Source organism: Amycolatopsis sp. DG1A-15b, assembly GCF_030285645.1.
GTDB lineage: Bacteria > Actinomycetota > Actinomycetes > Mycobacteriales > Pseudonocardiaceae > Amycolatopsis.
This window is the reverse complement of the sequence record NZ_CP127296.1, coordinates 221,916-244,882: the sequence shown is the minus strand read 5'-3', so window position 1 is coordinate 244,882 and position 22,967 is coordinate 221,916. Positions and strand designations below refer to the sequence as shown.

At 71.5% G+C, this 22,967-nt stretch carries 22 protein-coding genes; 11 read left to right on the top strand and 11 right to left on the bottom strand.

All coding sequences use genetic code 11. From position 1 onward, the window contains the following. Positions 1-34 precede the first annotated feature (34 nt). Entirely contained in the window at positions 35-1,987 is a 1,953-nt protein-coding gene (locus QRY02_RS01200; protein WP_285989634.1) for a hypothetical protein, read from the top strand. Positions 1,988-2,001: 14 nt separating this feature from the next. Here the strand turns inward: QRY02_RS01200 and QRY02_RS01195 are convergent, their stop codons facing one another. Both QRY02_RS01195 and QRY02_RS01190 read right to left on the bottom strand, forming a co-directional pair. Beyond that, on the bottom strand, positions 2,002-3,063 hold the full coding sequence (locus tag QRY02_RS01195) for an LLM class flavin-dependent oxidoreductase (protein WP_285989633.1): 1,062 nt from the start codon (positions 3,061-3,063) through the stop codon (positions 2,002-2,004). After that, entirely contained in the window at positions 3,060-3,554 is a 495-nt protein-coding gene (locus tag QRY02_RS01190; RefSeq protein WP_285989632.1) for a hypothetical protein, read from the bottom strand. The genes QRY02_RS01195 and QRY02_RS01190 overlap by 4 nt, the downstream gene beginning before the upstream one ends. 92 nt (positions 3,555-3,646) lie before the next feature. Between QRY02_RS01190 and QRY02_RS01185 the strand changes: the two genes are divergently transcribed. Together QRY02_RS01185 and QRY02_RS01180 are read left to right on the top strand one after the other, a co-directional pair. Continuing rightward, the gene (locus tag QRY02_RS01185) at positions 3,647-4,000 is read left to right on the top strand and encodes a winged helix-turn-helix transcriptional regulator (protein WP_285989631.1); all 354 of its coding nucleotides are present in this window, start codon (positions 3,647-3,649) and stop codon (positions 3,998-4,000) included. A gap of 63 nt (positions 4,001-4,063) precedes the next feature. Further along, a complete protein-coding gene (locus tag QRY02_RS01180; RefSeq protein ID WP_285989630.1) occupies positions 4,064-4,996 on the top strand; it encodes a TAXI family TRAP transporter solute-binding subunit in 933 nt (310 codons plus the stop codon). Here the strand turns inward: QRY02_RS01180 and QRY02_RS01175 are convergent. Together QRY02_RS01175 and QRY02_RS01170 are read right to left on the bottom strand one after the other, a co-directional pair. Further along, positions 4,993-6,399 carry a sensor histidine kinase gene (locus tag QRY02_RS01175; protein WP_285989629.1) on the bottom strand — a complete coding sequence of 469 codons (1,407 nt, stop codon included), beginning with the start codon at positions 6,397-6,399 and terminating at the stop codon, positions 4,993-4,995. The genes QRY02_RS01180 and QRY02_RS01175 overlap by 4 nt on opposite strands. A gap of 4 nt (positions 6,400-6,403) precedes the next feature. Further along, on the bottom strand, positions 6,404-7,075 hold the full coding sequence (locus QRY02_RS01170; protein WP_285993735.1) for a response regulator transcription factor: 672 nt from the start codon (positions 7,073-7,075) through the stop codon (positions 6,404-6,406). Between the two features lie 279 nt (positions 7,076-7,354). Between QRY02_RS01170 and QRY02_RS01165 the strand changes: the two genes are divergently transcribed. From QRY02_RS01165 to QRY02_RS01145, 5 genes are all read left to right on the top strand, one after another. Continuing rightward, a complete protein-coding gene (locus tag QRY02_RS01165) occupies positions 7,355-8,083 on the top strand; it encodes an amino acid ABC transporter ATP-binding protein (protein WP_285993734.1) in 729 nt (242 codons plus the stop codon). Positions 8,084-8,138: 55 nt separating this feature from the next. Next, a complete protein-coding gene (locus QRY02_RS01160) occupies positions 8,139-9,065 on the top strand; it encodes a glutamate ABC transporter substrate-binding protein (protein WP_285989628.1) in 927 nt (308 codons plus the stop codon). Between the two features lie 86 nt (positions 9,066-9,151). After that, a complete protein-coding gene (locus QRY02_RS01155; protein WP_285989627.1) occupies positions 9,152-9,799 on the top strand; it encodes an amino acid ABC transporter permease in 648 nt (215 codons plus the stop codon). Next, positions 9,796-10,656 carry an amino acid ABC transporter permease gene (locus QRY02_RS01150; RefSeq protein WP_285989626.1) on the top strand — a complete coding sequence of 287 codons (861 nt, stop codon included), beginning with the start codon at positions 9,796-9,798 and terminating at the stop codon, positions 10,654-10,656. Before QRY02_RS01155 ends, QRY02_RS01150 begins: the two co-directional genes overlap by 4 nt. A 75-nt stretch (positions 10,657-10,731) precedes the next feature. Then, positions 10,732-11,469 (top strand): SDR family NAD(P)-dependent oxidoreductase, encoded by a 738-nt coding sequence (locus QRY02_RS01145; protein WP_285989625.1) that lies wholly within the window; start codon positions 10,732-10,734, stop codon positions 11,467-11,469. Here the strand turns inward: QRY02_RS01145 and QRY02_RS01140 are convergent. Beyond that, entirely contained in the window at positions 11,466-12,083 is a 618-nt protein-coding gene (locus QRY02_RS01140) for a hypothetical protein (protein WP_285989624.1), read from the bottom strand. The genes QRY02_RS01145 and QRY02_RS01140 overlap by 4 nt on opposite strands. Positions 12,084-12,089: 6 nt before the next feature. Beyond that, the gene (locus QRY02_RS01135; protein ID WP_285989623.1) at positions 12,090-15,758 is read right to left on the bottom strand and encodes an ALF repeat-containing protein; all 3,669 of its coding nucleotides are present in this window, start codon (positions 15,756-15,758) and stop codon (positions 12,090-12,092) included. A 280-nt stretch (positions 15,759-16,038) separates the two neighbouring features. On the opposite strand from QRY02_RS01135, the gene QRY02_RS01130 reads away from it, so the two are divergent. Further along, positions 16,039-16,545 (top strand): hypothetical protein, encoded by a 507-nt coding sequence (locus QRY02_RS01130; protein ID WP_285989622.1) that lies wholly within the window; start codon positions 16,039-16,041, stop codon positions 16,543-16,545. Positions 16,546-16,635: 90 nt separating this feature from the next. Here the strand turns inward: QRY02_RS01130 and QRY02_RS01125 are convergent, their stop codons facing one another. Further along, positions 16,636-17,301: a YoaK family protein gene (locus tag QRY02_RS01125; protein WP_285989621.1), complete on the bottom strand. Its 666-nt coding sequence runs from the start codon at positions 17,299-17,301 to the stop codon at positions 16,636-16,638. A gap of 211 nt (positions 17,302-17,512) precedes the next feature. Between QRY02_RS01125 and QRY02_RS01120 the strand changes: the two genes are divergently transcribed. Together QRY02_RS01120 and QRY02_RS01115 are read left to right on the top strand one after the other, a co-directional pair. Beyond that, complete coding sequence (locus tag QRY02_RS01120) at positions 17,513-18,364, top strand: helix-turn-helix domain-containing protein (protein ID WP_285989620.1); 852 nt, start codon at positions 17,513-17,515, stop codon at positions 18,362-18,364. A 3-nt stretch (positions 18,365-18,367) separates the two neighbouring features. After that, complete coding sequence (locus QRY02_RS01115; RefSeq protein WP_285989619.1) at positions 18,368-18,553, top strand: DUF397 domain-containing protein; 186 nt, start codon at positions 18,368-18,370, stop codon at positions 18,551-18,553. On the opposite strand, the gene QRY02_RS01110 is transcribed toward QRY02_RS01115, so the two are convergent. From QRY02_RS01110 to QRY02_RS01095, 4 genes are all read right to left on the bottom strand, one after another. After that, a complete protein-coding gene (locus tag QRY02_RS01110) occupies positions 18,537-19,652 on the bottom strand; it encodes an amidohydrolase family protein (protein WP_285989618.1) in 1,116 nt (371 codons plus the stop codon). The genes QRY02_RS01115 and QRY02_RS01110 overlap by 17 nt on opposite strands. Beyond that, the gene (locus QRY02_RS01105; RefSeq protein ID WP_285989617.1) at positions 19,649-20,173 is read right to left on the bottom strand and encodes a GNAT family N-acetyltransferase; all 525 of its coding nucleotides are present in this window, start codon (positions 20,171-20,173) and stop codon (positions 19,649-19,651) included. Before QRY02_RS01105 ends, QRY02_RS01110 begins: the two co-directional genes overlap by 4 nt. A gap of 81 nt (positions 20,174-20,254) precedes the next feature. Continuing rightward, positions 20,255-21,007, bottom strand: coding sequence for a succinate dehydrogenase/fumarate reductase iron-sulfur subunit (locus QRY02_RS01100; RefSeq protein ID WP_285989616.1), 753 nt, complete (start codon positions 21,005-21,007; stop codon positions 20,255-20,257). Then, positions 21,004-22,920, bottom strand: a complete 1,917-nt coding sequence (locus QRY02_RS01095; RefSeq protein ID WP_285989615.1) for a fumarate reductase/succinate dehydrogenase flavoprotein subunit — start codon at positions 22,918-22,920, stop codon at positions 21,004-21,006. Before QRY02_RS01095 ends, QRY02_RS01100 begins: the two co-directional genes overlap by 4 nt. Between the last annotated feature and the right edge of the window lie 47 nt (positions 22,921-22,967).

The window sequence follows — 22,967 nt, the reverse complement described above, 5'->3', positions numbered from 1 at the left end:
CGGTGCCCAGGACGGCAGGGAGGCTGCGAAGCGGATGGATCCGATCCTGCTGCCGAGCCAGCACGCGAGTTCGCACGACCTGCCCGACGATCCCGCCCACCTCGACGCCGTCCTGGCCACCGCGGCCGCCGACGCGCTGGCCGCGCAGCAGCCGGACGGCAACTTCGAGGACCCCGCGGCCGACGACGACGTCGGGGACATGGGCCTCGGCGTGATCTCCTTGCTCTGCCTCGCCCGGCAGCGCGGGATGCCCGGCGATCCGGCGGTCACCGACGCGGTGCGCCGGGGCCTGGACTTCTTCCTCGCGCACCGGGTTTTCCGACGCGACAACCCCGGCGAGCCGTTCCTGCGCGTCCGCCACAGCGGCCTGCCGTACGCGCGGTACATGCCCGGAGACGGCGAGCACCCCTTCGGTGACTGGCCGAGCACGGTGTGGGCGATGCTGCACGCGGTCAACGTCCTGGAGCTCGGCGAGGGCCTGCTCACCGGCGACCAGTACGCCGAGGTGACCGAGCTGGCGCTCGGGTACTGGCGGTGGCTGACCGAAGCGAGCATGTTCAACCCCCAGCAGACGGGCAACCAGGCCCTCGGCGCGATCGTCGCGGGCCTGATGCTCGGCCGCCACCTCGGCAGTGTTTCCCGCGACCGCGAGGGCAAACGTGTCACGACGGCGGCCATGCGGCTCTACACCGACGTGATCCGGCCGTCGCGCGTGACCGACCGCGGCTTCGCGCTGCCGGCGGAGCACGGCGCCGGCCACGACCAGAACTACCTGCCGATCTCGCTGTCCTTCCTGGCCCAGGCCCACCGCGTCACGGCCGACCGGCTGTTCCTCGACGACGGCGCGGAGATCGCGCGTCACCTCGACTGCCGCCTTTCGGCGCGCGGCTTCGACTACGGCGGTCCGCGCTACAGCGAGCAGCACTGCGGCGCCGAAGGCCTGCTCGGCCTCCGCTACTTCGGCGCGCACCTGGCCACCGACCTCGGCCGTTACCTGGGCGACCGGCGCGTCGCCTACTACCCGGCGGCGCGGACCGGCGCGCCGAGCGGGCACTTCGCGTTCACGACGGTGTGGCTGTACCAGGACGACAGCAAGTGGCACCGGACGCCGTCGTTTCCGACCGTGACACCGTATTCGCTGCGCCACCGCGCCGCGTCCGTGTCACTGACGGGCAGCCACACGCCGTACCTGATCGACGCGGGCCGGGCCGTGGTGATCGAGCCGGTCTTGGCCGGCCAGCACGGCATCGGCCCGGTCCTGGAGCGCACGCTGCTCACCCGCCCGCTCGGCCCGCTACGCGTCCGCGACGCCCGTGACGGAGACGTCGCCGCCCGGCTGGTCACCAAAGCGGTGGTGACGCGGGAGCAGGTGATGCTGAGCGTCCAGCAGCTCTTCGTGGCCGAGGAGCGGCGGGTGACGCTGTTCGCGGTGGTCCCGGCGGCCGGGTGCGAGTTCCTGGCCGGGCTACCTTATGTGGAGGAAACCGAAGCGGGCCAACGCAAGATCGTCACGGTGACTTCGCCGGGCGGAGAGCCGTTCGACCTGAGCGAGCCCGGTGCGGTGCTGCACACCGACGGCACGCTCCTCGCGGGCAGCCTGGCCGTCACCTCGGGGGCGTCGCTGCGGGTGGTCAACCCCCCGGCGGGCCGGACGAGCTTCAACAGCCCGGAAACGATCGGCCTGACCCAGGAGCAGCTGGCGTTCTCCCTGGCCGACGACCCCCGCGGCTACGGAAACCCGGACGCGGGCTGGCACCGGGTGACCGACACGAACCACGTCCTCGCGGGCCCGCTGCCGGATTCGCCGGCGGGATCAGCCGTCTTCGCGGTGCGGTACGGCCCGCACGGTGATGGTCCGTTCGAGGTCGGCGTGCGCGAGTCGGTGGACGGTCTGGTGATCGACGCGCCGGGCTTCTCGGTCGTCGTCGGCGATCCCCGGGGCGACGCGGACGGGGAACCGACCCTCCGGGTGACGGCGCGGCCATGACGGTACCGAGCCGCTCACCCCGCCGGCGCGGTCGTGCGTTCGCCGACGTGCCGGCGTAGTGCCGGTGCGATCTCCTCGCCCAGCCGGTGCAGCGAGTCGGCCACCGCCTCGGCCGGCAACCCGCCCCAGTCGGCCAGCGCCTGCACCCGGTCGAACCGCAGCACGTCGTGCAGCTCCGCGAGTTTGGCCGAGACGTGCTCGGTGGTCCCGATCATCAGGTGCTGTCCGGCCCGCATCCCCAGCTCGAACTGCTCGGACGTGACCGGGGAGCCACCGCCACCCGGGTGCTTGGGGCGCAGGAAGTCCCGGTAGTAGGGGTAGGTCGACATCGCCTCCGGCGTGCTCGGCGCGCCGAAGTAGTGCAGCGCGACGCCGAGCCGCAGGTCGTCCGCGTGCCCGGCACGGTCGCCGGCCTCGCGGTAGACGTCCGCCAGCCGGCGCAGGTGCGCGGGTGTCCCGCCGAGGTATCCCAGGATCATCGGCAGTCCCAGTCTTCCGGCGCGGGCCGCGCTGGCCGGGGTTCCCCCGACGCCCAGCCACACCGGCAAGGGCTCCTGCACGGCCCTCGGCAGGATCGCCGCGTCATCGAGCGGAGCACGGAACCGGCCTTCCCAGGTGACGGCCGGTCGTGCCCGGATCTCCAGCAGCAGCCCGAGTTTCTCCTCGAACGCGTCGTCGTAGTCGCTGAGGGGCACGCCGAAGAGCCGGAACGGCTCGGGGTAGGCGCTGCGGCCCGCGGTGATCTCGGCGCGGCCCGCACTCAGCACGTCGAGCGTGGCGAAGTCCTGGTAGACCCGGACCGGATCGAGGGCGCTCAGGGTGGTGACGGAGCTGGTCAGCCGCACCCGGGTCGTCCTCGACGCGATCGCGGCCAGCACGACCGCCGGGGAGGACACCGCAAAGCCGGGGTGGTGGTGCTCGCCCAGCCCGAAGTGATCCAGCCCGAGCTCGTCGGCCAGCACGGCGAGCGACACGATCTGCTCGACGCGGCCCGAGTGCGTGCGGCGGGTGCCGTCCACGGTGACCGGCTGGACGTCGGCCAGCGACGCGATCCCGATGTCGACCGGCCGGCTCACACTCGGACCGCTTCTTCTTCGTCGACCGGGAGCCAGCCCTCGCCGAGGTGGATTTCGCCCACGTGGTGGTACGCGTCGGGGCCCCGGCGCGTGAACGTGTCGCGCAGGGGGACGGTGGCGCCGTTCATGGTGATGGTTCCCAGGAACCGCAACCGGTCGCCCACCCAGCCCGCGGAGCGCTGGACCGCGCGTCCGCCGTTGCTGTCGTACCAGTCGGCGACGAATTCGCCGGCGGCCGGGTCGTAGCCCCACACGTAGCGGGCACTGAGCGGGGCCGGGTTCTCCGGGGTCGGCAGTTCGGCCGTGCCCAGCGTGATCCAGAAGCCGCGCTGCTCCCGGACGCCGTCGATCCGCATCCGGATCGGCTTGCGCGGGCCGAACGGGGTTTCGTGGAAGACACCGGGCGCGTCCCAGCCGCCCACGAAGAAGTCCAGCTCACGCAGGCGCTCGTGCGGGACCGGGGCGCCGGTTCCGGTCGGATCGGATGTCATGGGGTTCCTCCCTGGTAGCTTCAAATTTCAAAGTACACTATGGAAAACATAGTGGGCAACGAAAGCCAGAGCGGGCTACGGTGGTCGGCGACATGGAGGCGAAACCCGAAGAGCGGGGGCCCGCGAACGAGCGCCCCGACTTCCACACGGCCATCGAGCTGATCGGCCGCCGGTGGACCGGCGTGATCTTGGACCAGCTGCGCTCGGGCGCGTTGCGGTTCACCGAGCTGCGCGAACGCATCCCCCGGATCACCGACGCGATGCTTTCCCAGCGGCTCAAGGAACTCGAGCTGGCCGGCGTCGTGGAGCGGGTGGTGACGGTCGCCCGGCCGGTCGAGGTCCGGTACGCGCTCACGGGCATCGGCTCGCGGCTGGGGCCGGTGCTGGACGCGGTCAAGGCGTGGAGCGCCGACTGGGCGGCGCACCAGGCGGGAGAACTCGGTTGAGCATCGGCGGCACTTTCGGCGGCTGAGCTGCCCGGAAGGCGCGGAGTCTGGCACGATCGGCCCATGGCCAGGACCCGGCGGACGCGCGGACTCGCGCTGGCGGCCGCCCTGCTGCTGGTCCTCTCCGCCTGCACCGGCGGCTTCGGGAACCTCCGGCTGCGGATCGCCGCTGGCAACCCCGGCGGCGTCTACAACGGGCTCGCCCAGACCCTCGCGACGGCCTGGCAGGCCGACCTGGAAATCGAACGGCCGCAGGTGCTGCAGACCCAGGGCTCGCCCGACAACGTCAACAAGGTGCTGGCCGGCGAGGCCGACGTCGCCTTCGTCGCCGCGGACGTGGCCGAAGACCGGTACAAGGCCGACCGCGAACTGACCGCGCTCGCCCGGATCCACGACGACTACCTGCACGTCGTGGTCCGCACCGAGTCCGACATCCGGTCGGTGGAGCAGCTGCGCGGCCACCGCATCGCGATCGGCTCGCCCGCCTCCGGCGTCGAGTACATCGCGGACAAGCTGCTCGACGCGGCCGGCCTGACCGGCTCGGCCAGCAGGATCCACCTCGGCCTCGACGACGCCATCACCGCACTGCTGCGCGGCGAAGTCGACGCGTTCTTCTGGTCCGGCGGGCTGCCGACGCCGAGGATCGTGAATCACCAGAACGAGCTGCGGCTGGTCGACATTGCCGACGTGATGCCGAAGATGCGGGCGCTCAGCGAGGTCTACGGCACCGGGACCATCCCCGCGAGTACCTACCACCAGTTCGCGCCGGTGACCACGCTGGTGGTGCCGAACTTCCTGGTGGTGCGGAATTCGATGAACGCCGACGTCGCCGAGGCGCTGGTCCGCGGCCTGTTCGACGCCCGGCACCAGCTCGCCCAAGCCAACCCGGCGGCGCTGTCGATCGACGTGCACCCCGGCATCGAGACCCAGCCGCTCCCCCTGCACCCGGGGGCACTCCGCTACTTCCGGGCGGTGAAGACCTACCTACCTACCTAGCTAGCCGGCCGACCGGGGAACGTCATCGTGATCCGGAGGCCGCCGCCTTCGGGCAGGTCCAGCTCGAGTTCGCCGTCGGCATGCGCGACGAGCTCGCTGACGATCGCCAGGCCCAGCCCCGAGCCGGGCACGTTCTGGTGGGCGGGGCTGCGCCAGAACCGGTCCCGCGCGCGGTCGAGCTCGTCGGGCCGCAGCCCCGGCCCGTGGTCGCGCACCGACAGGCGTGCCCGATCGCCGTCGCGCTCGACGGCGACCCGGATCTCGGTGCCGGCCGTGGTGAACTTCAGCGCGTTGTCGAGCAGCGCGTCCAGGATCGTCTCGGCGCCGCGCGGCGGCATGCACACCCGCGTGCCGCCGCCGTCGGTGGCGACGACCAGCCGGACGTCCCGCGCCTGCCCGACCACCGACCAGTCGGCGACCCGCTCGGCGACGACATCGTCGAGCACCACCGGATCCAGCTCGCCGCCGGAGGCCTCGGCGCGGGCCATCGACAGCAGGCCGTCCAGGATCTGGTGCAGCCGCCCCGCGTCGACTCGCGCGGCTTCCAGGTCGGCGGCCGCCGGCTCGTCGTCGACGTGGCCTTCGAGGTTGCCCAGCCGGATCTTCAGCGCCGTCAGCGGGTTGCGCAGCTGGTGGGAGGCATCGGCGACGAAAGCGCGTTGCGCGGCCAGCGCGCCGGACACGCTTTCGGCCATCCGATCGAAGGACCGACCGAGCTGCCGCAGCTCCGGCGGACCGCTGCTCTCCCCGACCGGCTCGGCTTGCCGCCCGCTGACCACGGACGCCACCAGCGCGCCGGTGGCGTCGTCGAGCCGCTGCACCGGCCGCAAGATCCACCGGACCACCGGGATCGCCACGGCCAGCGCGAGCGTGAAGGCGAGGATCCCGCCCGCGGCGAGCAGCAGCCACCACCACAGCACGTCGGCCCGCTCGGCCTCGGTGTCGGACAAGGTCACCACCGCGCCGTGCACCTCGCCGTCGGCGAGCACCGGTTCGGCGAGCACCAGCGGCGTGGCGTCCCACGGCATCAGCACGCCGCCGGACTGGGAGCGGCGCCCGGCCAGCGCCTCGTGGGCCGGCCCGCTGATCCGCTCGGCGTGGCTGTCGAGCCGCGCGGCATCCGGCCCCAGCGAGCTGGCCACCTGCTTGCCGTCCTGGTCGAAGACCAGCACCTGGACGCCGTACACCTCGGTGTAGCGGCGCAGGACGGCCTCGATCAGGTTCGGCTTGTTGTCCAGCAGCGGGCGCTGCGCGAGGGAGGCGAACCGGGCCGTATCGGTCAGCCGGTCGAGGAACAGGTCCTGCTGCACGCCGGCCGCGATGCTCCTGGCCAGCGGAATGCCCAGGCCGAACACCAGCAACGCCACCAGCGTCAGCACGATGCCCTGCAGCCGGACGCGCATGCCCTCAGCTCCGGGCGACCTGGCCGCCGAGCCGGTACCCGACCCCGCGGACCGTCTCGATGAGCGCCGGGCGGCCCAGCTTCGTCCGCAGCGTCGCGACGTGGACGTCCAGCGAACGGCTCTCCGCGGGACCGCGGTGGCCCCACACCTCGGTGAGCACGTGCTCACGCGAGCAGACCGCGCCGCGCGCGCCCGCCACCAGCGCCAGCACCTGGAACTCCTTGCGGGACAGCGCGACCGCCTTGCCGTCGACCAGCACCTCGTGCCGGGAGACGTCGACGGTGACGTCCCCGACCCGGATGACCACCGGCTCGGCGGTGTGCTCCCCGCGGCGGCGGCGCACGGCCTCGACCCGGGCGAGCAGCTCCTCGACGTCGTAGGGCTTGACGAGGTAGTCGTCGGCGCCCGCGCGCAGGCCCTGGATCCGGTCGTCGACCTCGCCGCGCGCCGAGACGACGATGATCGCGACGTCGCTGACCGCGCGGATCTGGCGGCACAGCGTCACGCCGTCGATGTCCGGCAGGCCGAGGTCGAGCAGGATGACGTCGACCTCGTGCACCCGGTCGAGCACGCCGGCGCCGGTGGCCAGCCGGGCGATCGCCAGGCCACGGCGGGTCAGCGCCGGGATGAGCGCACCCGCGACCCGGTCGTCGTCCTCCACCAGCAGCACCCGCACCCGTCCGCCTCCCATGGTGACCTGCTCCACCGGCCGGTAGGGCGAACTCTAGGACGTCCGGGCGGGACCCGCACCGGCCACCCGGACGGTCACTCCCCGTGACCACGAGGCGGACACCCGTCAAAAGGGACATCGATACTCAGTTGAAACCCTAAGTATTGGTCAAGCGGACTTGCCAGCCGGGGAAGCAACGGTAGGTTCTCGCCATCGCGTGGTGACCCATGCCCGATTTGCACGAACGACCCGGGAGGCCAGATGACCGCGGAGGTGGCGGCGCCGATGATCAAGGCGTCCGCCGTGAACAAGTACTTCGGCGACCTGCATGTGCTCAGGGAAATCACGCTCGAGGTGCCTCGCGGCCAGGTCGTCGTGGTGCTCGGCCCGTCGGGCTCGGGCAAGTCGACCCTGTGCCGGGCGATCAACCGGCTGGAGCCGATCAACTCGGGCGAGATCGCCGTCGACGGCGTCCCCCTGCCCGCCGAGGGCAAGGCGCTGGCCGCGCTGCGGGCCGACGTCGGCATGGTGTTCCAGTCGTTCAACCTGTTCGCGCACAAGACCATCGTCGAGAACGTCATGCTCGCGCCGACGAAGGTCCGCAAGACCCCGCAGGCCGAGGCGCGCAAGACGGCGATGGAGCTGCTCGAGCGCGTCGGCATCGCCAACCAGGCCGACAAGTACCCGGCGCAGCTTTCGGGTGGCCAGCAGCAGCGCGTCGCCATCGCGCGGGCGCTGGCGATGCGGCCCAAGGTCATGCTGTTCGACGAGCCGACCTCGGCGCTGGACCCGGAGATGGTCCAGGAGGTCCTCGACGTGATGACGGGTCTGGCCAAGGACGGCATGACGATGCTCGTCGTCACCCACGAGATGGGTTTCGCCCGAAGGGCAGCCGATCGGGTGATCTTCATGGCCGACGGCGAGATCGTCGAGGACACGACGCCGGAATCGTTCTTCACCGCGCCGAAGAGCGAGCGCGCGAAGGACTTCCTCGGCAAGATCTTGACCCACTGAACACGTTCCGCGGCGCCGTTCGCGTCTCGGGTGACGACACACAGGAGAGATTCAGATGAGGATCCGCACCCTCGCGGTGGGACTGCTCGCCGGTGGCTTGGCGCTGACCACGCTGACCGCCTGCGGCAAGGAAGGCACGCCGACCACGCCGGGCTCGGGCGAGCAGAGTGGCACGAACGCCGCGGCGCTGCCGACGTACCCGGTGGCGACCGGCGTCGACCTGGCCGGCTCCCCGGTGTTCGCCAAGATGAAGGCGGCGGGCGCGCTGACCGTCGGCGCCAAGGACGACCAGCCCGGCCTCGGCCAGAAGGACCCGACGACCGGCAAGTTCGGCGGCTTCGACATCGAGATCGCGAAGCTCGTCTCGGCCGGCCTCGGCTTCGACCCGGAGAAGATCACCTTCCGCACGGTCGACTCCGGTGCCCGTGAGCAGACGATCGCGAACGGCGACGTGAACTACTACGTCGGCACCTACTCGATCACCGACAAGCGCAAGGCGCTGGTCTCCTTCGCCGGCCCGTACTTCGTCGCCGGCCAGGACCTGCTCGTGCGCAAGGACGACAGCTCGATCACCGGCAAGGACACCCTCAAGGGCAAGAAGGTCTGCTCGGTCACCGGCTCGACCCCGATCCAGAAGGTCCGCTCGGAGAACCTGACCGAGCCGGCCAACATCGTCGAGTTCCAGAAGTACTCGCAGTGCGTCGAGAAGCTGCTGTCGAAGGACGTCGACGCGGTCACGACCGACGACGCGATCCTCAAGGGCTTCGCGTCTCAGGACCCGGACAACCTGAAGGTCATCGGCCAGACGTTCTCCACGGAGAAGTACGGCATCGGCCTGAACAAGGACGACAAGGTCCTGCGCGACAAGGTCAACGACATCCTGCAGAAGGCGCTGGACGACGGCACCTGGCAGAAGATCTACGACGCGACCCTCGGCAAGTCGGGCTCGGCCGCCAAGAAGCCGACCCTCGAGAAGTACTGACGCTCGCGTGACGGCCGGTGGATCGGGTTTCCCGGTCCACCGGCCTTCTCCATCCACCACCTGACCACGGACGCGGGGAAGGCTCCATGGACGTCCTGCTCAACAACCTGGACCTGTTCGGTCCGTTCTTCCTCACCACGATCGAACTGTTCCTGCTCTCGGCCGTCGGCGCCCTGGTCTGGGGCACGATCCTCGCCATGTTGCGGGTGAGCCCGGTCCCCGTCTTCCGCGCCGTCGGCACGGCGTACGTGACGATCGCCCGGAACACGCCGCTCACCCTGGTGTTCGCGTTCTTCGTGTTCGCGTACCCGCTGCTCGACATCGTCAAGCTGGACTACTTCCCGGCCGCCGTGACCGCCCTGACCGTGTACACCTCGGCGTTCATCTGCGAGGTCGTGCGCTCGGGCATCAACACCGTGCCGGTCGGCCAGGCCGAAGCGGGCCGCGCGCTGGGGCTGACCTTCGGCCAGATCCTCGGCCAGATCGTGCTCCCGCAGGCGCTGCGTTCGGTCGTCCCGCCGCTGATCAGCACCCTGATCGCGTTGCTGAAGAACACCACCATCGCCGCCGGCTTCTCGGTCGCGGAGGCCGGGGCGATCCGCTCGTACCTGTCCGAACGCGGCGAGAACCAGCTGGTCGGCCTGCTGTGGGTGGCGCTCGGGTTCATCATCCTGGTCGCCGTGCTGTCGTTCGTCCAACGCAACCTGGAGAAGCGCTGGAGCGTGGCCCGATGACCAACGTCCTGTTCGACGTCCCGGGCCCGAAGGCCCGGCTGCGCTACCGCACGTATGCGGTGGTCGGCACTCTCGCGGTGCTCGCGTTCCTCGGCTACATCGGGTGGCGCTTCTACGACAGCGGCCAGTTCACCTCCCGCAAGTGGGAGTGGCTGCAGTACGCGCAGGTGCAGCGCGACCTCGGCAACGCGGTGCTTTCGACGCTGCAGGCCTTCGCCGCCGCGGCCGTGCTGGCGCTGATCTTCGGCGCGATCTTCGCGGCCGGCCGGCTGTCGGACCACGCCTGGATCCGCCGGATCTCCGGGTTCGTCGTCGAGTTCTTCCGCGCCATCCCCGCGCTGATCCTGATGTTCCTGTTCTACTTCGGCCTGCCGACCGTCGGCGTGCCGACGAGCCCGTTCCTCGGCGTGGTCCTCGGCCTGACGCTGTACAACGGCTCGGTGCTCGCCGAGGTCTTCCGCGCCGGCATCCAGTCGCTGCCGAAGGGCCAGAGCGAAGCGGCGTACGCGCTGGGCATGCGCAAGACCCAGGTGATGTTCCTGGTCCTGCTGCCGCAGGCGATCCGGGCGATGCTGCCGACCATCATCAGCCAGCTCGTCGTGCTGCTGAAGGACACCGCGCTCGGCTTCATCATCACCTACCAGGAGCTGCTGTACTACGCCCGCTACATCGGTTCGCAGGGCACGTTCGGGCGGCCGATCGTGCCGTCGACGATCGTGGCGACCGCCATCTACGTCGTGATGTGCCTGCTGCTGACGGCGCTGGCGACGTACCTCGAGCGGCGCAACCGCCGCAACAAGAAGGTCGTGGCGGCCCCGCCCCCGGTGACCGACACCCTCGCCGCCGCGTCGGCCTGAGTCACCCGTTCGAGGCCCCCGGGACACGTCCCGGGGGCCTTGTCGTGTCCCGGGGTGTCCCCTAGCGTCGGCGTCATGGGTGTCGCACTGGTGACCGGCAGTTCCCGCGGCCTGGGCCGGGTGATCGCCAGGAGACTCGCCCGCGACGGGTTCGCCGTCGCGGTCAACGGCCGGCACGACAACGCCGACCTCAAGACCGCGGCGGAGAGCATCCTCGCCGAAGGCGGCCGCGCGGCCGCCTTCGCCGCGGACGTGACCGACCGGCGCCAGGCCGGCGACCTGGTCGACGCCGTCACGGCGTTGCTGGGCCCGATCGGGGTTCTGGTGCTCAACGCGACCGGTCCGCAGCCGGATGCCCCGCTGGCGCGGGTCGACTGGCCGGACCACCTGGCCCAGCTGGACTTCTTCGTCCGGTCGCCGGTGCTGCTCGGCCACGCCGTCCTGCCGGGCATGCGCGCCCGCGGCCACGGCCGCATCGTGCACGTCGACTCGGAGGTGGCCGACCGTCCGCCGCCCGGCCGCTCGGCGTACGCGACGGCCAAGAGCGCCCAGATCGGCCTGGTCCGCGCGTGGGCCCGCGAACTGGCCCCGGACGGCATCACGGTCAACACGGTGGCGCCCGGGTTCATCCCGGTGGAGCGGCACGCGGAGGTCCCGGAGGCCGAGCGGGAGGAGTACCGGGCGTCAGTCCCGGCGGGACGGCTGGGCACGCCCGAGGAAGTGGCCGCGGCGGTGAGTTTCTTCGCCTCGGAGGACGCGAGCTTCATCACCGGCCAGCGCCTGCTGGTCGACGGCGGCCGCGCGCTCGGTTAGGACGGCGCCAGGGCGAGGATCCCGTCCGTGTCACGGGCGAGGAAGTCGCCGAACGGGACCAGGTTCCGCAGCTCCGGGTGCCGGTGAGCGACCTCGGGCCGCAACACCATCAGTTCCGGGGTGATCGTCACCGGAGTCGGGCCGCCGGTCACGATGTCGTCGAGGTCGGTTTCCTGCGACGGCCCCCACCGGTCGACGACCAGGCCGACCGTGGCCGGCCCCGTCGCCCGGAACTCGGCCAGCAGCCGGCGGATCACCGTGTCCTGTCCCTTCCGGTAGACCGGACCGCCGAAGCCGTCGAGCCCGTAGTCCTCGACGACCACGCCGTCACCGGCCTGTCTCAGCGTGCAGATGACGTCGGCGTCCTCGTCATCGGTCATCCAGTACTGGAAGGTGAACCCCTTTTCGCCGAGACCGGCCATGGCGGCGAGCAGGCCGTCGCGGTCCATTTCGACCTGCTCGCCGATGGTCTCCCACGCACCGCTGATCGCGGTGATCCGGCCGGTGCGGGGATGGCTCAGCACCATCCCCGCCGCCGCCAGCGAGTCCACCCGCCGGCGCACCTGTTCCGGTGTCCAGTCCCGCCGGTACAGCCGGACGAATCCGTATGACATTCCTGCCTACTTCGGGAACATGAGGACATTGCCGTCGCCGAGCCACTTCTTGGCGAGGTCGAGCGCCTCCTGGGGAGTGCCTTCTTCAAAGTACGCGAGGGCCCGCACACCGGACTGGTCCGCACCCCACTTGAGGATCTTCATCTGACTGCCCAGCTTTTGCTGGTTGAAGTTCTTGCCGTAACCGCCGACCGCGATGTACTCACCCTCCGGCCCGAACACATCCACGCCGGTCCTCCCGACGCCCGGCATCACGATCTGGTAGTCCTGGCCGTCGTTGGTCAGCTCTTTGGTGCGCCGGCCGCCGACGATGTCCGCGACCTTCGCCTCCCGCTCGTTGCCGAGCTTGTTGCCGGGGTTCTCGGCGAGGTTCTTGATGTCGTCGGCCATGCCCTCCATGCCGTGCATGGCCATGGCCAGGCCGCCGATCATCTCGGCGACACCGGCGTAGACCGCCGGGCCCGAGGTGAACACGCACGCGATGGCCCCGACGAGCGCGCCGCCGATGCCGCCGGGCACCGCACCGACGCCGGCGAAGACCGCACCGCCACCGGCTCCGATCGCCGCACCCGCGCCGACCTCCTCGGCGCACGCCGCGATCGCGCCGCCGGCGACCGAAGCGCCACCGAGCGCGGTGCCGACGCCCGCCGCGGTCTCGGCCAGGTGCTGGATCAGCGCGAGCAGCTCACCTGCGTGGTCGCGCACGTAGTCGAGGGTGGCGCCGGCCATCGTGTCGATCATCGACAGCAGCTGGTTGGCGGCGTCCAGGAGGCCCTGCAGCTCCGGGTGGTCCTGGATGGTCTGCGCCACCGCGTCCCGGACCTGCTGGACGGTGCCGCGCATGTCCATGACCTGCTGCTTGGCGTTCTCTTCGGCCTGCTTGACGCTGACGGCGTTGTACGCGTCGGCGGCCGCCTTGCTGGCTTCGAGCACGTCCTTGCCCGCCGCGTCGGCGTCGGCCTGCGCCCGGGCCGCCGCCGAGCGGGCCTCCGCGGCGTACTCGTTGGCCAGGGCGGCCGACTGCGCCGCCTGCGCCGCCGATCGCTGGGCGGCCTGCGCCGCCGCCTGCGCGTTCGACGCCGCCCACCGGGCGGTCTCGGCCGACTGGGCCGCCTGGGCGGCGGACCGCTCGGCTTGGTCGGCGGCGGCGTTGGCGTCCTGGGCGTGCCGCTGTGCCTCCGCCGCGGAGTCCTTCGCGGCCTGGGCCGCCGCGGCGGCGTCGGCAGCCGAGCCGGCGGCGTTGGCCGCGTACTCGGCGGCCAGTGCGGCCTGCTGGTGGGCGAGTGCGGCGGCTTCCTTCGCGTTGGCGACGTAGCCGTTGACCTGCGCGACGTGCTGCGCGGCGTCGGCATCCCGCCAAGCCGCGCTGTACTGACCGGACTGGAGGAACTCACGGACGTAGCTCCACGGCCCGGACAGCGCGGCGTTGGCCGCGGCCTTCACCTCCGGGCCGCCCTGGTCCAGGATCTTCTGGACGGCGATCCGGTCGTCGTTCTTGGCCGCGGTGAACTGCCCGGACTTCAGGAACGCGGCGACGTCGGCCGGGGTGCCGGAGAGGGCGCGGTTGGCCGCGTCCCGGGTGGCCGGCCCGCCGACCGAGGAGATGCGCTGGGCTTCCAGCCGGTCGTTGGTGACCTTGCCCTGGTAGTCGCGGGTCGTCAGGAACTGCTTGACCTGGTCGTGGCCGCCCGCGGCGGCGGTGCCGGCCGCGGCGCGCTGGGCCGGCACCAGGGAAGCGCCACCCACGATGCCGAGGCTGAGCCGGTCGTCCTGCTCCAGCGCACCGTTCAGTCCACTCTGGACGAACGCGGTCAGCTCGGCGTCCGTGCCGGCGAGCGCGGTGCTCGCCGCGGCGAACAGCTTCGGGCCGCCGGTATGCATCAGCTCGGCGGCCAGCTTCCGGCCGCTGGCGATCGCCGTCGCCGGCGGAGCCGCCGGGTCCTTGGCCGCCACCAGCAGGCTCGCCGCCCGCTCGCTCAGCTGCTCCGGCTGGCCGGCGGTCCAGCGCGGGGCCACCGTCCGGGAGTCCTCGGCCTGCTTGGCGTCCTGCGCGTCGCGCGTCGCCTGGGACTGCTGCGCGGCGAGCCGCTCGGCGTCCGCGCGGCGGCCCAGACCGGCCGTGTTCTCCGCCTGGTCGGCGGCCGTCTGCGCGGCGTCGGCGGCGTTCTTCGCCTCGATCGCGGCGTCCTTCGCCCGCTGCGCGGCCCCGGCCGCCTCCCCGGCGTGCTTGGCCGCGTCGTCGGCCGCGGCGGCCGCGGCGTTGGCGTGGGCGGCGGCGTCCAGTGCGGCCTGCCGCGCCTGGCCGGCCCAGGCGGCGGCGTCGTTGGCCAGCGACAGCGCGGCGGCGGCCGCGCGGCTCGCCTCGTTGGCGTTGCGCTGGGCCCGGGCGGCGGCGTTGCGCGCCTCGGCGGCACTGGCGCCGGCCTGCTGCGCGTAGCCACCGGCCTCCGAAGACGCGGCGGCAGCCGCGGCCGCGTCGTTGGCGGCGGCCGCGGCGGCCTGCACGGTGACGGCGACGGCGTGCACGGCGTCGATGGCGTGGGTCAGCGCGTCGGCGGCACTCTGCGCGCCGTTGGCGGCGTCGCGGGCGTCCTTCGCGGCTTGCGTCGCCTTGTCCGCCTGGCCCCGGTCCGTGGCCGCGGCGGCGGCCGCGTTGCGGGCGTTCGAGGCCGCCCGGCCGGCCATGGACGCGGCCCAGGCGGCCTGGCTGGCCGCGGCCGCGGCCTCGCGAGCCGCGTTGTTCGCCGCGTTGGCCGCGTTGATCGCCGTTTGCGCGGCGCGCGCCGCGCGGTTGGCGGCGTCGGCCGCCCGCGACGCCGCCTGCGCGGCCTGCTCGGCCGACCCCTGCGCCTTGCGCGTCTCGTCGGCGGCGATCTGCGCGTCGACCTTGGCGGCCGCGGCGGCGGTCGCCGCCTGGTCGGCTGCGTCCTTCGCCTCCTGCGTCTGCTGCGCCGCGCGGGCTTCCGAGCTCTGCGCGAGCTCGGCGAGCTGAGCGACCGTCGCGGTTTCCTGGTCACGCTGCAACGCGACCTGGTAGCCGCTCTGGAGGAACCAGCGCACGTCGTCCGCGCTGGACGACAACGCCCAGTTGCCGACCTTCTTGACCTCCGGCCCGGCGGTGTTGATCAGCCGCTGCACGGTGATCCGGTCGTCCAGGACCTGGGCCCGCTGGTAGCCCTGGCCGAGGAAGGCCAGCTGGTCCTCGGGTGTGCCGTTGAGGGCGGTGTTGGCCGCGCTCTTCACGGCCGGCCCGGTGGCGGCCGACTGCAGCCGCGAGACCTGCACGCGCAGGTCCGTCTGCCACGGCTGCCGCCACCCGCTCGCCAGGAAGGCACGGACGTCGGCGATGCCGCCGCCGAGCGCGGCGTTGGCCGTGCGCTGCGTCGCCGGCCCGCCGGTGGAGATCATCTGCTGCACCGCGACGCGGTCGGAGATCTCCTGCATCCGGCTCAGCCCGGTGGCCAGGAACGTGTGCACGTCGGCGTCGGTGCCGCACAGCGCGGCCTCGGCCGCGCGGGAGATGACCGGGCTCGCGTCGCGCATCAGCGCCAGCACCTGCTGGCGTTCCGTCGGCTGCGGTGTGTCCGCCGCCGCGGCCGGTGTCGCCACGATGCCGGCGACGAGCGCGAACGCCGTCGTCGCGGTCAGAACGGCTCGTAGGTGTCGGATGCCCATGTCCCCCGCTGCCCCCTCGTCAGATCCGCAGGGGGTGGACGGCCGCAGCCGCCGGCTGCCGCGCACGCGGTCCCCCCTGTGTCAGCCGAGAAGTACCTTAGGGGCAGGTTCGCCGCGGGGGAAAGACTCCGATCAAGTACTGATCACGACGTTGACCGAACGGCGGCGTGGGGATACGGTCCGTCTGTTCTCGCATGGGGGGCCATGTCGGGTCGAGGACGCAGCACTCAGTCCGGCGACGCGCGCCCAGCCCCGTCAACGACAAGGAGTGCAACCCGACATGCGCATCCGCACCACGCTGCTCGCCGCGGCCGCCATCGCCGGCGTCGCCGTCATCTCCGGCACGGCCGCGATCACCAGCGCCGCGACCGCCGACGACGCCCCGCCCGGACTGGTCGAGGACTACAGCTACCCGGGCGCGGACAAGATCCTGCGCGACCGCGGCATCACCCTGGTCAGCGGGGACGGGCACATCCTGCTGGTCGACTGCGCCGGCCACACCGGCGTGATCGAGGTCTATTCGACGAACAACCCGGCCGACCACGCCGCGGACCCCGGCCACTACTGCTTCCAGGTGACCGGGTCGACCGGCGACCTCAAGCTCAGCATCCCGTACGCCTTCCAGGCCAAGGGTGACGACCAGGAGGCGCACAACGTGCAGGCCACCGTCACCATCAAGGGCGCGCCCAGCACGGTCAACGTGGACAAGCACGGCTGGACCGGGTTCGGCGAAGGCGCGGGTCAGGACCCCGCGACCCTGGTCGAGCTCAAAGTCACCGGTTCCTGACCGGACGCCTCGTCCTTTGTGGACGATTCGAGCGCGGGAACCGGGCGGCCGCCGGCATCGCGGCCGGCCGCCCGGTTCGCCGGCCCGTCATCACGCGGCCGTCCGCCGGGTCCGGAACAGCACGGCCGCCACGCCCAGGACCAGCACGAGCGCCACCGCCAGCGCGGCCCACATCGCGACGTGCAGCTGCAGCAGCCCGCCCACGAAGGCCCCCACGAGCATCGCCCCCACGGCGGCGACCTTGCGCAGCGGGTGCGCACCCGGTCCGCCGGCCGCCTTCGAATCCGCCGCGAAGCCGGTCAGCGTCATCGTCAGCACCGTCGTCGTCAGGTCGGGCGCGCCGATGCGGCGGACGGCCGCGTTCTGCAGGCCCATCGCCAGCCCGAGCACGACGATCAGCAGTTCGCTGCCCGGCCGCGTGTGGCTGCCGAGGGTCGCCGACAGCACGACGGCCACCGCGATCAGCGCCGCCTGCGCCGCGGTCGCCTGCCGCAGGGCGTCGTAGTCGTCCTCGCGCCGGGCGAGCCGCCCGCCGGCGAGCGCGCCGGCCAGGAACGCGAGCACGGCGGTCAGCGAGGCGAGCACCGACAGCGTCGTCTCCCCCGCCGCCGCGAACCCGAAGAACACGACGTTCCCGGTCATGTTGGCGACGAAGACCCGCCCCAGCCCCAGGAAGCTGACGGCGTCGACCACCCCGGTGACGACGGTCAGCGTCAGCAGCAGGGCGGCCAGGTCGCGCGGTTTCGGTTCGACCATGACCGTATTCAACACCGGCCTGCCGTCGATTCCAAATCGGGAATTTCATATATCGCTTAAGAAAGCGCGAAGCAGCTTCGGGCCGTGAAGCGGCTTCGCAGCGCTTCGCGGGCTGCTTCCGTTGTCACACAGGCGGAACAGCGACCTCCTTGCGGTGAATCCGCGCGCGCCGAGCGGCGTTTTGTCGGAGGTTCCCTCTACCGTCCGTGGCATGACCGAAAAGAGCACGGTGCGCACGCGGGAAATGGCCTGCGAGCTCAAGAACCAGCGCGAGCTGAAACGGATGACCCTGCGCGAGCTGGCCCGCCGCGCGGACTGGTCGGCTTCGAAGGTGTCGGCCTGGGAAAACGGCCGCCGCATCTCGCCGATCGACGCCGCCATCTACCTCGCCCACTGCGGCACGAAGGCCGCCGAACGCGCGCGGCTCCTCGAGCTCGCCCAGCCGCCCGGCGACCTCTACTGGGTGCGGCCGTACTTCGACAAGCTCGTCGACCCGATGAAGTCCCTCATCATCCAGGAAAACCTGGCCGACACGATCATTTCGCACAGCCCGACAGCCATCCCGGGCATGCTGCAGACCGAAGACTACGTGAAGGAGCTCCACGAACTGACCGGGCGCTACACCGCGGACCGCCTGAAGATCCTCGTGCAGGCCCGGCTCGACCGGCAACAGCTCCTGCAGCGGCGGAATCCGCCACGCTGCCGCTACTTCGTCTACGAGCGCAGCCTCCGGACCATCGTCCGCGACCCGGCGCTGATGCACGAGCAGCTGCAGTACCTGGTGCTGTCGACCAACCTGCCGCACTGCAGCATCCGGGTCCTGCCGGAAACCGCACTCCCCTACCACCTCGTGGGCAGCCGGTTCACCATCATGGAGTTCCCGGAGCACGCGCCGGTCGTCTACGAGGAAACCTACGCGGCGGGCCTGTTCATCGACGACCGGGTCGCGGTCGAGGCGTTCTACGTCCTGGCCACGAGGCTGGAACAAGCCGCCCTTTCCGAGGGACAATCGAGGGAGGTGCTCGTCCGGCTGGCGGACGAGTTCGAGCGCATGAAGGAGTGACCGATGGCGGGCCGCGAACTGAAGTGGTTCAAGAGCAGTCACAGCGATGCCGACACCGAACACAGCACCTGCGTCGAAGTCGCCCTCGCGTCCCGAGCCACCGCGGTGCGCGACTCGAAGGCGCCCACCGCCGGGCACCTGACCGTCCCCCACCCCGCGTGGAGCGCCCTGCTCAGCTCGCTGCGCTGACGCGTTTCCCGTCGTGCCAGACCGCCCGGGTCCGCCCGGGCAGGTCGGTCACGTCGAGATCCGTGCCGTCCAGCAGGATCAGGTCGGCCCGCAACCCCGGCTGGATGCGGCCGCGGTCGTCGTCGAGGCGGAGCAGCCGCGCCGCTTCGGAGGTGGCCGCCTTGAGGGCGGCCGCCTCGCCGAGCACCGCGGCCAGCAGCCGCAGCTCGGTCGTCAAGTCGACATGGGGACGCGGGGCGAGGTCCGAACCGGCGGCGACGCGAACCCCCGCTTCCACCGCGAGCCGAAGCGAGCGGCGGTGCGTCTCGGCGAACTCGCCGTCACTGATCGGCGAGAGCGTCGGCACGTACCAGGCGTTCTCGAGCGCGGCCACGGCGTCGTCGTCGAGGAAGGTGCCGTGCTCGATGCTGCGCGCCCCGGCGCGGGCGGCCGAGACGACTGCAGCGGACGTGTGCGCGTGGGCCAGGACATCCCGGCCGCAGCGGCGGGCCTCCTCGACCAGCGCGGCGAGCTCGTCGTCGGCCGGGCGGACGTCGACGCCCTCGCGCACCGCCCGCATCGCCCCGCTCGCGCCGACCTTGATCCAGTCGGCGCCGGCCCGCACCATCCGGCGGACGGCCGCCCGCGCCGCGTCCGGGCCGTCGAACAGCGGGTCGGGCAGCGCCGGATCACCGAAGTGATCGACGGCGCCGGCGGGTGGCTCCCAGCTGTCGCCGAGCCCGCCGGTCGGCCCCAGCTGACGCAGGCTGACCAGCAGGTCAGGGCCGGCGATCCACCCTTCGCGCAGGGCGTGCTTGAACCCGGCGTCGGCACCCCAGGCGTCCCGGACGGTGGTGATCCCGCGCGCCAGCAGCCCGCGCAGCACCGGCACGGCTTCGAGGATCCGCGCACTGCGCGGCAGCGGCTCGGGCCGCGGGAAAGCCACGTGCACGTGGCAGTCGATGAGCCCGGGGATCAGCAAGCCGCCGGAACAGTCGACGCGCTCGCCGTCGAGCCCCGAACCCACCTCGGCGATGCGCGAGCCGTCCAGCCGCACGTCCGCGCGCGTGCTCTCCCCGGTTTCGGGATCGAACACCCGCGCCCCGGCGAGCACCGTCACCGCAGGTCCTTGCGATAGATGAGAAAGTCGCACGGCGTGGCCAGCGACGGCGCGAGGTGCGGGTAGTCCTCGGCGAGGTCGGCGCGGTGCGTCACGCGGTAGCCGAGCCGGCCGTACCACTCGGCCAGGAACTGCTTCGAGGGATGCGTCCAGGTCCGCGGCACGAGCAGTTCGAGCTGCATCTCCCGGCACCCGGCGTCCCGGCTCACCCGCTCGGCGAACCGCACGAGCTCCCGCCCGACACCGAGCCCCCGCCGCGCCGGGTCGGCGGCGAGCATGCCGAACTCCCCGGTCGCGTCGTCGAGCCGCTGGATCCGCACCGACCCGGCGAAATCCCCGTCCACGGAGGCGACGGCGATTTCCCCGGCCCGCACGAACCCGGTGATCTCGTCGGCGGACGTCCGATCGGTGCTCCCCTGCCAGAGCCCCTTCTCGGACTCGGCGTAGACCTGGTTGACCAGCCCGGTCACCCGCTCGATCACCGCGGCTCCGGCCGACGGCGGCAGCAGTGCGATCTCCATGCCCCCACCTTGGCACGCACGGACGGGAAGACGCTCGCGAACCGGCCTGGGGCGCGGTTCGCGAGCGTCGAGGAGAAAGCCCTACTTGTCCCGGCGGAAGAGCTTGTTGCCCAGCCACACGATCGGGTCGTACTTGCGGTCCGCGACGCGCTCCTTCATCGGGATCAGCGCGTTGTCCGTGATGTGGATCCCTTCCGGGCACACCTCCGAACAGCACTTCGTGATGTTGCAGTACCCGAGGCCGTGCTCGTCCTGGGCCGCGTCACGGCGGTCCGCGACGTCCAGCGGGTGCATCTCCAGCTCGGCGATGCGCATCAGGTACCGCGGCCCGGCGAAGGCTTCCTTGTTTTCCTCGTGGTCACGCACCACGTGGCAGGTGTTCTGGCACAGGAAGCACTCGATGCACTTCCGGAACTCCTGCGACCGCTCGACGTCCACCTGCTGCATCCGGTACTCACCGGGCTTCAGGTCCGCGGGCGGGGTGAACGACGGGATCTCCCGCGCCTTCGTGTAATTGAAGGACACGTCGGTGACGAGGTCGCGGATCACCGGGAACGTCCGCATCGGCGTCACCGTGATCACCTCTTCCTCGGTGAACGTCGACATCCGCGTCATGCACAGCAGGCGCGGCTTGCCGTTGATCTCCGCCGAGCACGAACCGCACTTGCCCGCCTTGCAGTTCCAGCGCACGGCGAGGTCCGACGCCTGGGTGGCCTGCAGCCGGTGGATGATGTCGAGGACGACCTCGCCCTCGTTCACCTCCACCGTGAAGTCCTGCAGCCCGCCGCCGGTGTCGTCGCCGCGCCAGACGCGGAAACTCGCCTTATAACTCATGCCTTGCTCCCGGGGTGCGTCTCGAGCTCCGCATCGGTGTAGTACTTCCCGAGTTCGCCGAACTCGAACAGCTCCAGCAGGTCCTGCCGCAGCGGCACCTGCTCCTTCACCTCGACGCCGATGTCCGGCACCACCGGGTTCTCGCCCGGCGAAGCCGAGCACACGAGGAGCTTGTTGCGCCAGTCCGCTTCCATGCCCGGGAAGTCGTCCCGCGTGTGCCCGCCGCGGCTTTCGGTCCGCGTCAGCGCCGCCTTCGCGACGCACTCGCTGACCATCAGCATGTTGCGCAGGTCGATCGCCAGGTGCCAGCCGGGGTTGAACTGCCGGTGCCCTTCCACCGTGACCCGCAGGATCCGCTGCCGCAGCTCGGCGAGCTTCACCAGCGCCTGCTCGATCTCGCCCGCCTTGCGGATGATGCCGACCAGGTCGTTCATCGACTGCTGCAGCTCGGTGTGCAGGGTGTACGGGTTCTCGGCCGACGCACCCTCGGGCGGGTCGAACGGCGCGAGCGCCATCTTCGCCGCGGCGTCCACATCGGACTCCTTGACGGCGGGCCTGCCGTCGAGACCGTGCACGTACTCGGCGGCGCCGAGCCCGGCGCGCCGGCCGAACACCAGCAGGTCGGACAGCGAGTTGCCGCCGAGCCGGTTGGACCCGTGCATGCCGCCCGAGCACTCGCCGGCCGCGAACAGGCCGGGCACGCTCGCCGCGGCCGTGTCCGGGTCGACCTCGATGCCACCCATGACGTAGTGGCAGGTCGGGCCGACCTCCATCGGCTCCGCGGTGATGTCGACGTCCGCCAGCTCCTTGAACTGGTGGTACATCGACGGCAGCCGCTTGCGGATCTCCTCGGCCGGCAGCCGGCTGGCGATGTCGAGGAAGACACCGCCGTGCGGGGAGCCGCGGCCCTCCTTGACCTCGGAGTTGATCGCGCGGGCCACCTCGTCGCGGGGCAGCAGGTCCGGCGTGCGCCGGTTGTTGTCCGCGTCGGCGTACCAGCGGTCGGCTTCTTCTTCGCTTTCGGCGTACTGGCCCTTGAACACGTCGGGCACGTACTCGAACATGAACCGCTTGCCGTCGGAGTTCTTGAGCACGCCGCCGTCCCCGCGCACGCCCTCGGTGACGAGGATGCCCTTGACGCTCGGCGGCCAGACCATCCCGGTCGGGTGGAACTGGACGAACTCCATGTTGATCAGCTTCGCGCCGGCCCGCAGGGCCAGCGCGTGGCCGTCACCGGTGTACTCCCACGAGTTCGACGTCACCTTGAACGACTTGCCGATACCGCCGGTGGCGAGCACGACCGCGGGCGCCTCGAAGAGGATGAACCGCCCGCTCTCGCGCCAGTAGCCGAACGCGCCGGCGATGCGGCCCTCGGTGGTGAGCAGCTCGGTGACCGTGCACTCGGCGAAGACCTTGATCTTCGCTTCGTAGTCCCCGGTCTCGGCGAAGTCCTCCTGCTGCAGCGAGACGATCTTCTGCTGCATCGTGCGGATGAGCTCGAGCCCGGTGCGGTCACCGACGTGCGCCAGCCGCGGGTAGGTGTGGCCGCCGAAGTTGCGCTGGCTGATCCGGCCGTCCGCGGTGCGGTCGAAGAGCGCGCCGTACGTCTCGAGCTCCCAGACGCGGTCCGGCGCCTCCTTGGCGTGCAGCTCGGCCATCCGCCAGTTGTTGAGGAACTTGCCGCCGCGCATGGTGTCGCGGAAGTGGACCTGCCAGTTGTCGTTCGAGTTCGCGTTGCCCATCGAGGCCGCACAGCCGCCCTCGGCCATCACCGTGTGCGCCTTGCCGAACAGGGACTTGCACACGACCGCGACGCGGAAGCCGCGTTCGCGGGCTTCGATCACGGCGCGCAGACCGGCGCCACCGGCACCGATCACCACCACGTCGTAGCTGTGCCGTTCGACCTCGGTCATAAAAGAATTCCACCTCGGAGCTGGGGAGACGTCCTCGTCGGGAGGAC